Source organism: Streptococcus sp. zg-86, assembly GCF_017639855.1.
Classification (GTDB): Bacteria; Bacillota; Bacilli; order Lactobacillales; family Streptococcaceae; genus Streptococcus; species Streptococcus zhangguiae.
Genome location: NZ_CP072115.1, coordinates 457,269 through 471,247, shown reverse-complemented (window position 1 = coordinate 471,247; position 13,979 = coordinate 457,269). Strand labels below are relative to the sequence as shown.

Below are 13,979 nucleotides of genomic sequence, written 5' to 3'. Positions count from 1 at the left end.
TTACTCTACCTCCGCAAGCTGTCTCACATCCACAAAGCGCCCCGCAATCGCTGCCGCTGCTGCCATAGCAGGACTACACAGGTGCGTTTTCGCGCCAAATCCTTGCCGATCCTCAAAATTTCGATTGCTGGTCGAGGCACAATGAACCCCCTCAGGCACCTTGTCTGGATTCATCCCCAGACACATGGAGCAACCCGGATCTCGCCATTCAAAACCGGCCGCTAGGAAAATCTTATCCAAACCCAACTTTTCAGCTGCTCGCTTGACAGGTCGACTCCCTGGCACAACAATGGCGGTTAGGTTAGGCGCAATTTTTTTGCCCTTGACAAATTTGGCAGCTAGTATCAAATCACTCAAGCGCGCATTGGTACAAGACCCAATGAAAATATACCCCAACTCAATCTCTTCAATCTTCTGACCAGGACGTATCCCCATATAATGATAAGCTCGTTCATCATTCATATCCTTAATCGCTGGAAATGGCTCATCGAAGGAAACCCCCATAGAAGGATTGGTCCCCCAAGTCACCATAGGAGCAAGAGTCGAAACATCCATGCAAATGATCTTATCATAAACAGCATCCTCATCTGATACCAAGGTTTTCCAGTCTGCAATGGCAGCCTCAATGTCTGTTGGTACATTAGCTGTTTTTCTGACATAGTCAAAGGTCGTTTGGTCAGGATTCATCATGCCGATTTTGGAGCCAAATTCAATCGACATATTGCAAATGGTCATGCGTTCTTCCATACTGAGTTGATCGACTGCTTCTCCACGGTACTCCACCGCATAGCCGACACCGAGTCCAACACCGTATTTGGCAATGAGAGCTAAAATAAAGTCCTTGGCATAGACCCCTTTTTGCGGACGACCGACAAATTCAACCAAGAGTTTTTTGGGTTTAACCTGCCAAATGGTCTGAGTGGCAAAGACATGCTCAACTTCACTGGTTCCAATACCAAATGCCAAAGCTCCAAAGGCACCATGGGTCGCTGTATGACTATCGCCACAAACAATGAATTTCCCTGGTTGGGTACGACCTGTTTCTGGCCCGATCATGTGGACAATCCCCTGAAGTTCTGAACCGTGATCGGCACAATCAATGCCAAACTCACGAACATTATCAGCCAAGGTATCCATTTGCGCCTTTGAAATCACATCACGAATGTCAAAAATATTAACAGTTGGCACATTATGATCAAAAGTGCCATAGGTCAAATCAGGTCTTCGCAAGTGTCTGCCAGCTTCACGTAATCCTTGAAAAGCCTGAGGACTCGTCACTTCGTGGATATAATGCTGATCGACATACATGAGCTGGGGCTGCCCTTCTTTTCCCGTAACGACATGGCGTTCCCAGACCTTATCTAAAATCGATTTCCCAGCCATGCTACCTCCCAATCCAGTAAATCAACACTCCGTCTATGATAAGACCCAGTAGCCAAGCTAATTGGAAATACCATTTTTTCGTCTTGTGGCGAAAACGAGTTCCACCTGCCCAAGCTCCTAGTCCACCACCCAAGATACTCATCCCCAATAAGGTCTTTTCGGAAATCCGATAAGCTTGGTGTTCTGCCTTTTTCTTATCTATTCCATACGTCACAAAGACGACTAAATTCCAGACCATGAGGGTCATACTAATAATTTGTTTTCCTGTCATAAATGTTTAATGATTGCTTCTACCACTTCAAAAGTAGAAGCATTTCCTCCTAAATCTTTGGTCACAATACCTGCTGCAAAGCTGGCTCCAACTGCTTCTTCTATTTTTCTTGCGACAAGCTCTTCTCCAAAACTCTCACGTAACATCATAGCCACCGATAAAATCATGCTGACGGGATTGGCAATGCCCATTCCTGCAATGTCAGGAGCAGAGCCATGAATTGGCTCATAAAGACTAGTCCCTGTCCCATGACTGGCTGACGGCATCACCCCAAGAGTGCCTGATAAGACACTTGCTTCATCTGATAAAATATCTCCAAAGAGATTTTCCGTCACGAGCACATCAAAGCGAGCGGGATTGGTAATCATAAGCATGGCTACACTATCAACCAATTGGTGTTCCAAGATGACCTCAGGGTAGTCTTTGGCAACCCTATCTGCGACTTGTCGCCATAATTTTGAGGTTGCAAGAACATTTTGTTTGTCAATGCTGGTTACTTTTTTCTTTCTCGTTTGGGCTAATTCAAAGGCCTGACGCATGATTCGCTCAATTTCCACAACATGGTACTCATTGACATCACGTGCCATTTCCTCTTCAAGCCTGTGCTCCCCAAAATAAATTCCTCCAGTCAACTCACGAACCACAACGAAATCCACATCTGCAATCCGTTCTTCCTTTAAGGGTGATAAGTGCTTCAGAGCAGGCCAAATCGTCACCGGACGGATATTGGCATATAAACCGAGTTTCTTGCGCAACAAGAGCAAGCCCTGTTCTGGTCGAATAGGAGCCTGATCGTACTGGGGACTTCCAATTGCAGCAAGGAGGACTGCATCTGCCTTCTGGCAAGCCTCTAAAGTAGCTGAGGGAAGCGGATGTCCTTCTGCATCGATTCCTGCACCACCGAAGTTTTTCTCAATAATGTCATAGTCAAAAGAAAGGTGAGCTTTCACCGCATCAAGCACCTGCAATCCTGCCTGCATAATTTCAGGCCCAATACCGTCTCCAGCTAGGGCAACGATTGTTTTTTTCATACCACCCTCCTTGACTACTCTAGCATATCGCGATAAGAAACACTTTGTCCAATACTGCCTTCATTTTCTTTTTGGACAAAGATGTTGGCATGGATATAAGCAATGGCACTCGCTTTCAAAACGTCAAAGTCCAGTCCTGAGGCATTGAAAATCGTTTCTGTTGCTTGATTTTCTACCGTCACTAAAACACGCGCCTGCGAGTCAATGCCGTCTGTCACGGCCTCAATATTATAAGACAAGAGCTTGACCTCTTGGTGGAAGAAGTCATCAATCGCATTGAAAATGGCTTCGACACTTCCCTTACCAGTTGCTTGGCATTCTACCTCTTCTTGGTCTTCGTTGACAAGGCGAACAGTTGCCACCATACTATCACCCTCTACAGCAAGTGTCAAGTCATCAAAATGGAATCCTTCTGGATTTTCTACCGTAACGCCTGCAATCAAGGCACGAATGTCTGCATCTGTAATTTCTTGTTTCTTATCGGCCAAAGCTTTAAATTTCGCAAACAATTCATTGATTTCTGCCTCATCAAAATCAAGGGCCAATTCTTTTAGTTTCTCGACAAAGGCATGACGACCTGAAAGTTTTCCAAGTGGCAAGCTATTACTCTTGACCCCGACCAATTCTGGTGTAATAATCTCATAGGTCAATGGATTTTTTAGTACACCGTCTTGGTGAATACCAGACTCATGTGAGAAGGCATTTCCACCAACCACAGCCTTATTTTTAGGAATGGCAATTCCAGAAAAACGAGATACCATTTCTGATGTGTTAATCGTTTCATTCAGAACAATATTCGTTTCCACCTGATAATAATCCGCACGAATATTGAGCGCAACGGCTACTTCCTCCAAGGCTGCATTTCCTGCCCGCTCACCAATACCATTAATCGTACCCTCCACACGACCAGCTCCATGTTTAATAGCAGATAGGCTATTTGCCACCGCCATTCCCAAATCATCATGGCAATGAGGGCTGAAAACAATCTCACGATCCGCTTTAACCTGTTCAATAAGATACTGGAAAATCTGACCATATTCTTCTGGTGTTGTGAAACCAACTGTATCTGGAATGTTAATGTAGGTCGCCCCTGCATCCACCGCTGTCTGAACCACTTCCAATAGAAAATCCAATTCCGTCCGTGTTCCGTCCTCTGGTGAGAACTCGACAATCTCGAATTTGGAACGTGCATAGCTGACATACTCTGTAATGGTCGCAAGAATTTCTTCCTTGGTCTTTTTCAGCTTGAATTCTCGGTGAATAGGACTGGTTGCAATAAAGACATGAATCTGCGGATATTTCGCTTCTTTGAGCGCTTCATAACAGGCATCAATATCCGACTTAACTAGACGAGCAAGACCAGTAACGGCAGTTGTTTTCATCGCTCTTGCAATCTCTTTCACCGCTGTAAACGAATCTGGACTAGCCGCAGGAAAACCTGCTTCAATTGCTGAAACTCCCCATTTTTCCAATTGCTTAGCAATGGCAATCTTTTCTTTAATTGAAAAATTCACTCCTGGTGTTTGCTCTCCGTCACGAAGACTGGTATCAAGAAATTCAACCTTACGCATCTCTACTCCTCTTTCCTTGCTAAATAAAATAAAAACATCTCACTTGCTCAAGCGAGATGTGGTAACTCCCGCTTGGTAAGCCAAACAGGACTAATGCTTTTTGGCACTAGCCCCCTCGTCGCAACAATAAGTTCATAGACGAAACGAGTTTCATTTGACTTTCTCCTTGTAGATGAATAAGTCTATTATATCATTTTTTCATATTATTGCAACAATTTTCTGTATTGTTCCAATTATCTGATAATTTATCAAAAAAGAAAGAAGCGTCCCATCCGCTTCTTTCTTGCTTTCTCTTTTAACCACGACTGCGCAAAATGCTTTCTACCTTGGTATTAATCAAGTCAATAGCAACGACATTGGATACCCCTTCTGGAATGACAATATCTGCATAACGCTTGGTTGGTTCAATAAATTGATGATACATGGGTTTTACCACGTCCAGATACTGGGTAATGATACTATCAAGACTGCGCCCACGTTCTTCCATATCCCGTTTGATTCGGCGGATAATCCGTACATCATCATCCGTATCCACAAAAATCTTAATATCCATTAAATCACGTAGGCGTTTGTCTTCTAAGACAAGAATCCCCTCCACAATAAAGACATCTTGGGGTTCTTGGTGATAGGTCTTGTCTGAGCGAGTGTGTTGAGTATAGTCATAGATTGGAATATCGACTGCCCGTCCAGCCAGCAATTCACTCAAGTGATAAATCATTAAATCCGTATCAAAGGCAAATGGGTGGTCATAGTTGGTTAAAATTCGCTCTTCAAAAGTCAAGTGCGATTGATTTTTATAATAGGAATCGTGCTCGATCATCGAAATACGAGCGTTGGGAAAGTTATCTAGGATTGCGCGTGATACGCTTGTCTTTCCACCACCAGAACCACCTGTTACGCCAATCATAATCGGTTTTTGTGCCATGTCTTACTCCTCTATTTTATTCAACCTATTGTACCATAAAATCCGCTATCCGTGTACTGCTTTTATGTTAGAAGAATAGCAGCTGTTCTGACCTTCAGCAATCTCTCACCATTCATGGTATAATAGATGTATTCAGTTAAGGAAAGGGAACACCATGTTACAACTCGGTATTATCGGAACAGGAGCTATTGCCCATCATTTTGTCGCAGCAGCTCATCAGACAAAACACTATCAACTAGCAGCTGTCTATTCACGGACTATGGAAAATGCAAGAGCATTTGCAGGTCGCTATGACACAGATATTCAGCTTTACACAGATATGGCAGAATTTCTCGCAAGTAGAATCGATATCCTTTATATTGCTAGTCCCAACTCCCTCCACTACGGGCAAGCCAAAGCGGCCCTTCTTGCTGGCAAGCACGTCATCATTGAAAAACCTGCTGTCACTCGACCAGAAGAATGGGCTGACTTGGTAGCACTCGCTAAAGAAAAGCAGGTCTTTGTTTTTGAAGCAGCTCGCAATTACCACGAACAGGCTTTTGCCACCATCTCTGACTTTTTAGCGGATAAGGAGATCTGGGGAGTTCATTTTAGCTATGCCAAATATTCGTCCAAAATGCCTGATCTCTTAGACGGAAAAACGCCAAATGTCTTTTCTAGTCAATTTGCAGGTGGTGCTCTCATGGACTTAGGGATTTATCCAGTTTATGCTAGTATCCGTCTCTTTGGTGCACCCATTTCTGCTCGCTATACCGCGCAACAATTGCCAAATACGGTGGACTTAAATGGTTCTGGACAGCTTATGTATCCAAACTTCCAAGTAACCATTCAGACAGGAAAAAATATCCATAGTTCACTTCCTGCTGAAATATATACCAATCAAGGTACACTCGTCTTAGACACGATTGAACATATCAGCTCTGCTATTTTCCACCCACTAAAAGGAGAACCTGAGACACTTGCCATCACGCAAGCTCCCCACACTATGCTAGAAGAAGCAAGGCAATTCGCAACCATGATTGAGCAGCCTCAACCAGAACTCTATGAGAATTGGTTAGCCGCAGCACAAGCCGTCCACACTACTCTGTACCGTATGCGGCAAGACGCCCAGATCCATTTTGAAGGAGAACCACATGAAAACGACACTTCCTGCTAGTTGGCAACATCAACTGGAACACCTTGGCTTTACGAGCTTTACTGCAATTCAAGAGCAGCTCTTTGAACCCATTAGAAGCGGAGAGACAGTTCTTGGTATTAGCCCAACTGGGACTGGTAAGACCTTGGCCTACTTGCTACCTAGCCTCTTGAATATTCAGCCTAAAAAAGCCCAACAATTACTCATTTTAGCTCCCAATACAGAGCTAGCCGGTCAAATTTTTGATGTTTGTAAGACCTGGGCTGATCTCTTAGGACTCCAAAGTCAACTCTTCTTATCTGGTTCTAGCCAAAAACGGCAAATCGAACGTTTGAAAAAAGGTCCTGAAATTCTTATTGGAACTCCCGGTCGCATCGTTGAACTCATCAAATTGAAAAAAATCAAGATGATGAATGTCAATACCATTGTACTAGACGAATTTGACCAGTTGCTCAGCGATTCTCAATATCCTTTTGTAGATAAAATTTGTCGCTATGCGCCACGCAATCACCAGTTGATTTACATGAGTGCAACGAATAAGGTCGATGTGGACAAATTAGCTCCCAATACCTGCACCATTGCAATCGACAATCTGGAATTAACCAATATCCAGCATTTCTATCTTCAAGTAGAAAAGCGAGAAAAAGTCGAATTACTACGCAAACTTGCCCATGTAGAAGATTTCCGTGGTCTTGTCTTTTTCAATTCCTTATCTGATCTTGGAAGCGCTGAGGAAAAATTGCAATACCGTGGTATCGAAGCCGTTTCTCTCGCTAGTGATGTCAATGTCAAGTTTCGCAAGGTTATTTTGGAAAAATTTAAAGACCATGCCCTCACGCTGCTTCTTGCAACCGATTTGGTAGCACGAGGAATCGATATTGATACCCTTGAATGCGTTGTGAATTACGAAGTTCCGCGCGACCAAGAAACCTATACCCACCGTGCGGGACGAACTGGCCGTATGGGACAGGACGGTTTTGTCATCACCCTTATCAGCCATCCAGAAGAACTCAAAGCGCTCAAAAAATATGCCTCGGTACAAGAAATCTTTCTCAAAAATCAACGCTTATATGTAGATAAGTAGAATAACCCAATCGGAGCTGGACTCAAGTCTAGCTTTTCTTATTAAATTTAACAAAAGCAGATTGATACTCAATGCAAATCAAAGTTAGCGTTTTTGTAACTTTCTTAGATAGTTTGTGAATACATTCCCTTTTTCCTATCACTATTCATTTCGTCTACTGAAAAAACATACTATTTCACTCACTTAGCTTGCTCTATTTTATATCAAAGTAAATCATTCTAAATAAAATGGCTATTTTTGAAATGAATAGGACGTGGCATATACATAATAGTATGTGGTATATATAGAATAGTCCAGTAGATTATTAATACTCAAGACTAAAAATAGAAAAGCGAAGATAGTCAGAGAATTCGACTCTCCCTCAGTTCCACAATAAATGTCCATTCCTTTTCTCTATCTCCACTCTAAATAACAAAAAGGTAAGCTGATACGGTTTATTAGCCTACCTTTTTGTCTATTCGAATCTGACTACCTGACTATTCTCCAGGCCGAGATGACTGTTGATCATAGTAAATCAACTGTGGATTCAGATTTTTTCCGAGTAGTTCACTAACCGTTACGGGTTCGTAACCTTCTCCTAAGAGAAATTCCAAAACAGATGTGAGCGAGTCAACCGTTGGTTGATGAATGTCATGCATCAAGATAATGCTACCTGGATAGGTACAGGCTTTCACTTCACCTAGGATAGACGTAGCATTGCGGCTCTGCCAGTCTTTTGAATCAACGGACCAGTAAATAACCGGCAACTGCATCACCGACATAACAGCTTGGTTTACTGATCCATATGGTGGGCGCATCATCTTCGGCTCTTGACCAATAACCTTTTGAATAGCCTCTCTTGTCTGATCCATCTCTTGCTTAACTTGGTCCCCCGATAAGGTTCGAAGGTCAGCATGATCCCACGTATGACTCGCCACTTCGTGGCCTTCCGCAACAATTCGTTTTAAAAGCTCTTCATTGCCTGCGATATTTTGTCCAAGAACAAAGAAGGTTGCTTTTGCCTTGTATTTCTTTAAAATGTCAAGAACCTGTGGTGTCGTAATTGCGCTTGGTCCATCATCAAATGTCAGGGCAATCCGTTTCTGATGTTTTTTAGCCTCTTCTTCAGCCTGATACGTCGCATAAGCTTGCTGATCTTCACTTGCTAAGAATTCTTCCTTCACAATTCCAAAAATCGTTGCAATTGGTAAAGCTAATTGCTTAACCTGAAATTCCTTTTCAGGAAGATCAATTATTAATTGACTTTGCTGGTAGACAAATGGATAGTTCGCTAGATTGCTTGCTTCAAATTGAGCAACCATTTTTTCGATATCTGCTTCCGCTAACTGCTTGGCTGCCAAATCAGACTTCAACTGCGCACTAAAGGCTGCCTTCAAAGATTGACTATCTGCCACAAATGTCTCTAAAGTAAAGGGCTGATTGTCCTTGGTTACTAGTACTGTTCCTCCTGTTTCACTTTCTGCTGATGAAATCGAAAAAGTATGAACATGATAGCGCTCTGACTGAATCTGTTTAGCTTCTACACCTGAAAAATTCGTGTTAACATCTTTAACGGATACAAAAAAGAGTTCCTTAATTTTTCCACTAGGCTTCTTTGTCCCAACTTTTTCAGCCACATAAGCTTCTATTTTCTCTTTGAAGACAGCATTTACTTGTCCATTGCTATCTTTAGGAATACCTGCTTCTACATGCGTAGTGTCAATATTTCCAGACTGAATAACATAATCTTGCTTATTTAGGATTGTTGTTTGTTTTTCTGAAATAAATCGAGCTATCTTTTGGTCTTGAAAATAGGTAAAAGCCTTCATACCTAACATAGCGACAAGCCCCAATAGGACTAGATTTACAACAATCAAAATCATTCCTTTCTTCATCTTTCCCTCTCACTTTCCTGTTCTCAACCAAGCATTTTTATACGAAAAAGGCAAGACTCTGTTTCTTATCCGATTCTTGCCTATAGTGTCTAATCTGCGCGAATAACTTCTACCCGATAACCGTCTGGGTCTGTTACAAAATAGTACCGTCCCGGATTACCTGGCAAACCTGATAAATCAGTTGTTGGATAGCCTAACGCTTTGTGCTTTGCATTATCTCCTTCTAAATCATCCGAAGAAAGTGCTAAATGTGAAAAACCATCCCCAACCACATAAGGACCGTGATCATAATTGTAGGTCAGTTCAATCTCAAATTCATCTCCTGGAAGCGCCAAATACACCAAGGTAAACTTATGTTCCGGATAATCTTTACGGCGTGTTTCCTTAAAACCAAAGGCTTTTTCATAAAATTCTTGAGACGCTTCTAAATTTTCAACACGCAAACAAGCGTGCAACATTTTTTTACTTGCCATATCAAACTCCTTTTCTAATCTGTCATAATCATTATATCATAATCACACATTTTTTTCTTACCTAAAGGATGTAAAATGTAAAGAAACTACCGACGACTCTACAACAGCTATCGTTTCTCACTCCCACTACGAAAAGACCTTACTTGAAATGAAGATACACTGTTTTCGAAATAGGAAAAACCCACTGGACCATTAGAGTCACGTTTTGCATCAAAGGACTTAAGACTTGAAAGCTAGTAAGGAAATTTGCAACACAAAAAGCCTCCCTAAGAGCTAGGCTAGATTTTTTCAATGAAAAATACCTTACTTAGCAGCAAGTTGACGATTTTTCAATGAAGATTAACTTCGCTTAGAAACTAGGCAAACATTTTTCAGCAAGGAAAGTCTTAGCTAGAAATTGATATGAAACAAACCTTGGTTCCTGAAAACAGATTAGTGCAACAATTGGTCAATACTTCTATCTGTTTTTGAGTCTCCCAAAATCATCTAAAACTGGATTACGTTACTCTCACTCTCCCAAAAGAGAGTCATACGAACAGCTTCAGATAATATTCCATACTTATTCTGATGATTATTTCTCTAAGCTCTGTTACAAGTTCACACGATTTTTTAGCTATTCTTACAATTTATAGATGTTATCGCCATTATATTACAGCAAATTCTTTAGGAGGCGTAGTCATTCTCCTAGGAGTAGAGAAATTTCTCCATAAAAAACAACCCTAACATTCGTTAGGATTGTCATTCTATTATTTTCCAAGGTAGTATTCAGCTACTACGTTTAATTTTTCGTCAAATTCAAATACAAGTGGTGGGAAGTTTGGAATTTCCACATCCATGATTGCATCGTCTGACAAACCTTTGATATGTTTCACAAGAGCGCGGATTGAGTTCCCGTGTGCTCCAACAAATACGTTTTGACCTGATTTAAGAGCTGGTGCAATTTTATCTTCCCAGAATGGAAGAGCACGCTCAAGCGTTACTTTCAAGTTTTCAGCATCTGGAACAACTGAATCGTCAAGCAAGGCGTAACGACGGTCAGTATGTGCTGAATACTCATCGTCTTTTGCCATTGCTGGAGGCAATACATCGTAAGAACGACGCCAGATGTGCACTTGCTCATCACCAAATTGTTCAGCTGCTTCTGCTTTGTTTTTACCAGTCAAACCACCGTAGTGACGCTCGTTCAAACGCCATGATTTTTCAACTGGAACCCACAATTGGTCTGCTGCTTCAAGAGCAAGGTTGGTTGTTTTAATCGCACGTTTCAAGACTGAAGTGTAGGCTTGGTCAAATTCGATGCCAGCTTCTTTGATTAATTTACCAGCGTCGATCGCTTGTTGTGTCCCTTTTTCAGACAAGTCAACATCTGCCCAACCTGTGAAAAGGTTAGCTTTGTTCCATTCAGACTCACCGTGGCGAGCAAACACTAATTTTACCATTTGTTTGTTTCTCCTTTTATTTTTGAGGAATACCTCTTCTACTTTTCTATTCTACACAAAAAGCGAGAAAAAAGCTAGTCCTATCCAAATCTGTTTACGCTTACATTTTCTCGAGATAAAAAATCAGCCCTAAGACGGAGATTTATCCCTATTATTTACTTTAAAAAATGGTATAATGGTAGGACTGAATACGACACATTCACAATTATATGGCCGTTTCGTTTTCATTTATTAGGTCGTTAACTCGTCTTGCCTAACCCCCAGTTATGCCTGCGACTCGTTGCCTAGTACTAAATCAAAGCGAAACAACTATATATTCATTTCATTGCTAGTTTATAGCAATGTGAGCTCAGCTCACTTCATTATTAAACCTAATATTTATAGGAGTTGACATGACAAAAGTTGCTATCGTATCTGCTTACCGCTCTGCCATTGGCAGTTTTGGAGGTAGCTTAAAAGATATTCATATTGCAGATTTGGGAGCCCAAGTCTTAAAAAAAGCCATCACTGAACAACCTATCCCCCTTGAACAAATTAACGAAGTCATTATTGGAAACGTCCTAAGTAGTGGACATGGTCAAAATATTGCCCGTCAAATCGCTTTGAAAACAGGACTTCCAGAAACCGTGTCAGCTTATACGGTTAATAAGGTCTGCGGATCAGGACTAAAATCAGTGCTTCTTGCGGCTCAATCTATTTTATTGGGTGACAATGACATCGTTGTCGCAGGTGGAATTGAAATCATGAGTCAAGCACCCTATCTCTCCAAACAGAGTCGCTTCGGCAGTAAACTTGGACATCTCCAGTTTGAGGATTCTCTTTTGACAGACGGTCTAACAGACGCCTTCAGTCAGGAGCACATGGGGATTACTGCTGAAAATATCGCTGAAAAATATGGCATCAGCCGTGAAGACCAAGATCGCTTTGCTCTACATAGCCAAGAAAAAGCTGCAGCGGCCATTGAAAATGGGCGATTCATTGACGAAATTGTACCAATTCAGCTGCAAACACGCAAAGGAGAAACGATCTTTGCAGTCGACGAATACCCTCGTCTCAGTTCTCTTGATAAACTGGCTAGCCTACGACCATCCTTCAAAAAAGAAGGCACCGTAACGGCTGCGAACGCCTCTGGTATCAATGATGGATGTGCTATGCTCGTCTTAATGTCTGACGATAAGGCTAAAGAGCTAGGTATCTCACCACTTGCTTACATTGAAAGCTATGCTACAAGTGGACTAGACCCTGATTATATGGGACTTGGTCCTATCTCAGCTAGTCAAAAAGCACTGGCTAAAGCAAACAAAGCAATAGCTGACATTGACCTATTTGAACTCAACGAAGCCTTTGCTGCCCAATCCATTCCTGTCATTCAGGAACTAGGAATAGAACCTACTAAGGTAAATGTCAATGGAGGTGCTATTGCCCTCGGTCATCCGATTGGAGCAAGTGGCAGTCGCATTCTCGTCAGCCTCATTCACGAATTACAAAAACGTGGTGAACAGTTGGGACTTTGTTCGCTCTGTATTGGAGGAGGACAAGGAATTTCCCTTATCATTTCAAATGCACAAAAAGGATAACGTATGAATATTGGTATTGATAAAATCGGTTTTGCGGCGCCTAGCTATGTCCTTGATTTAGCTGATTTAGCGCTTGCGCGACAAATTGATCCTAATAAATTTAAAGTCGGATTATTACAAAGTGAAATGGCCGTAGCGCCTATTACCCAAGACATCGTAACTCTAGGAGCACAAGCTGCTGCTGCTATCTTGACAGACGAAGATAAGGCAGCTATTGACATGGTTATTGTCGGTACAGAATCCAGCATTGACCAAAGTAAGGCTGCTGCTGTCTTTCTTCATCAACTCCTAGATATTCAACCCTTTGCTCGTTCTATCGAAATCAAGGAGGCTTGCTACGGAGCAACTGCAGGGCTTAGCCTAGCAAAAAGTCACATTGCCCAATTTCCCCACTCGAAAGTTTTGATCATCGCAAGTGATATTGCCAAATATGGCATTGCTTCAGGTGGTGAACCAACTCAAGGAGCAGGAGCTGTTGCCATGCTAGTCACTGCAGATCCAAGCATCATGATTCTCAACAATGACAATGTCTGTCAAACCCGTGACATCATGGATTTTTGGCGTCCGAATTATGACAAATATCCTCGAGTTGACGGGAAATTCTCAACAGAACAATACACCGATTGTTTAACAACTACCTTTGACTATTATGTTGAGAAAACCGGTAAGAGCTTGGCAGATTTTGCTGCCATGTGCTTGCACATTCCCTTTTCAAAACAAGGATTGAAAGGGCTACAAGCTATCTGTCACCAGGATGAAGAAACCCTCAATCGCCTCACTGAGCGCTTCCATGAAGCAATTGTCTACAACAAAGTCGTAGGAAATATCTATACTGGATCTATTTTCTTATCTCTGCTATCGCTTTTGGAAAACAGCCAATCCCTAAAAACAGGTGATGCTATCCTCTTTTATAGCTATGGTAGTGGAGCCGTTTGTGAAATCTTCAGTGGAACTCTCGTCGAAGGTTATCGCAATCAACTATTGACAGATCGTCTTGATCAACTAAATGCTCGGAAACGTCTAGATGTCACAGAATATGAAGCTATTTTCTTTGAAGAAATTAAGCTAGACGAAGCGGGAAATGCAATTGATTTGCCACTTGACGACACGCCATTTGCCCTTCAAAATATTGAGCAACACAAACGCATTTATCGTAAAAATTAGAGGAAACGGCATCCTCTTGGCAGGGCCAAGAGGTGTTTTTTGATAAGGAGGG

12 protein-coding genes are annotated in these 13,979 nt (G+C 41.9%); 4 read left to right on the top strand and 8 right to left on the bottom strand.

Annotated elements, in window-relative coordinates; translation table 11 throughout:
• The 5 genes from leuC to udk form a co-directional block, all read right to left on the bottom strand.
• Nucleotides 1-1,383 (bottom strand): 3-isopropylmalate dehydratase large subunit, encoded by a 1,383-nt coding sequence (leuC, locus tag J5M87_RS02425; RefSeq protein WP_154608168.1) that lies wholly within the window; start codon nucleotides 1,381-1,383, stop codon nucleotides 1-3.
• 1 nt (nucleotide 1,384) lies between these two features.
• Complete coding sequence (locus J5M87_RS02420) at nucleotides 1,385-1,654, bottom strand: DUF1294 domain-containing protein (RefSeq protein WP_154608167.1); 270 nt, start codon at nucleotides 1,652-1,654, stop codon at nucleotides 1,385-1,387.
• Nucleotides 1,651-2,685 carry a 3-isopropylmalate dehydrogenase gene (gene leuB / locus J5M87_RS02415; RefSeq protein ID WP_154608166.1) on the bottom strand — a complete coding sequence of 345 codons (1,035 nt, stop codon included), beginning with the start codon at nucleotides 2,683-2,685 and terminating at the stop codon, nucleotides 1,651-1,653. Before leuB ends, J5M87_RS02420 begins: the two co-directional genes overlap by 4 nt.
• 14 nt (nucleotides 2,686-2,699) lie before the next feature.
• Entirely contained in the window at nucleotides 2,700-4,256 is a 1,557-nt protein-coding gene (locus J5M87_RS02410) for a 2-isopropylmalate synthase (protein ID WP_154608165.1), read from the bottom strand.
• A gap of 295 nt (nucleotides 4,257-4,551) precedes the next feature.
• Nucleotides 4,552-5,181, bottom strand: a complete 630-nt coding sequence (gene udk / locus J5M87_RS02405) for a uridine kinase (protein ID WP_154608164.1) — start codon at nucleotides 5,179-5,181, stop codon at nucleotides 4,552-4,554.
• Nucleotides 5,182-5,335: 154 nt separating this feature from the next.
• On the opposite strand from udk, the gene J5M87_RS02400 reads away from it, so the two are divergent.
• Nucleotides 5,336-6,337: a Gfo/Idh/MocA family protein gene (locus J5M87_RS02400; RefSeq protein ID WP_154608163.1), complete on the top strand. Its 1,002-nt coding sequence runs from the start codon at nucleotides 5,336-5,338 to the stop codon at nucleotides 6,335-6,337.
• Entirely contained in the window at nucleotides 6,315-7,400 is a 1,086-nt protein-coding gene (locus tag J5M87_RS02395; protein WP_154608162.1) for a DEAD/DEAH box helicase, read from the top strand. Before J5M87_RS02400 ends, J5M87_RS02395 begins: the two co-directional genes overlap by 23 nt.
• Nucleotides 7,401-7,876: 476 nt before the next feature.
• On the opposite strand, the gene J5M87_RS02390 is transcribed toward J5M87_RS02395, so the two are convergent.
• The 3 genes from J5M87_RS02390 to J5M87_RS02380 all read right to left on the bottom strand — a co-directional run bounded on the left by J5M87_RS02390 (nucleotide 7,877) and on the right by J5M87_RS02380 (nucleotide 11,186).
• On the bottom strand, nucleotides 7,877-9,274 hold the full coding sequence (locus J5M87_RS02390; protein WP_154608161.1) for a polysaccharide deacetylase family protein: 1,398 nt from the start codon (nucleotides 9,272-9,274) through the stop codon (nucleotides 7,877-7,879).
• A gap of 89 nt (nucleotides 9,275-9,363) precedes the next feature.
• On the bottom strand, nucleotides 9,364-9,747 hold the full coding sequence (gene gloA, locus J5M87_RS02385) for a lactoylglutathione lyase (RefSeq protein ID WP_067086165.1): 384 nt from the start codon (nucleotides 9,745-9,747) through the stop codon (nucleotides 9,364-9,366).
• Between the two features lie 746 nt (nucleotides 9,748-10,493).
• Nucleotides 10,494-11,186 (bottom strand): phosphoglycerate mutase, encoded by a 693-nt coding sequence (locus tag J5M87_RS02380; RefSeq protein ID WP_154608160.1) that lies wholly within the window; start codon nucleotides 11,184-11,186, stop codon nucleotides 10,494-10,496.
• A 392-nt stretch (nucleotides 11,187-11,578) separates the two neighbouring features.
• On the opposite strand from J5M87_RS02380, the gene J5M87_RS02375 reads away from it, so the two are divergent.
• Together J5M87_RS02375 and J5M87_RS02370 are read left to right on the top strand one after the other, a co-directional pair.
• Nucleotides 11,579-12,763, top strand: a complete 1,185-nt coding sequence (locus tag J5M87_RS02375; protein WP_154608159.1) for a thiolase family protein — start codon at nucleotides 11,579-11,581, stop codon at nucleotides 12,761-12,763.
• Nucleotides 12,764-12,766: 3 nt separating this feature from the next.
• Nucleotides 12,767-13,927 (top strand): hydroxymethylglutaryl-CoA synthase, encoded by a 1,161-nt coding sequence (locus tag J5M87_RS02370; RefSeq protein ID WP_154608158.1) that lies wholly within the window; start codon nucleotides 12,767-12,769, stop codon nucleotides 13,925-13,927.
• Nucleotides 13,928-13,979 lie beyond the last annotated feature (52 nt).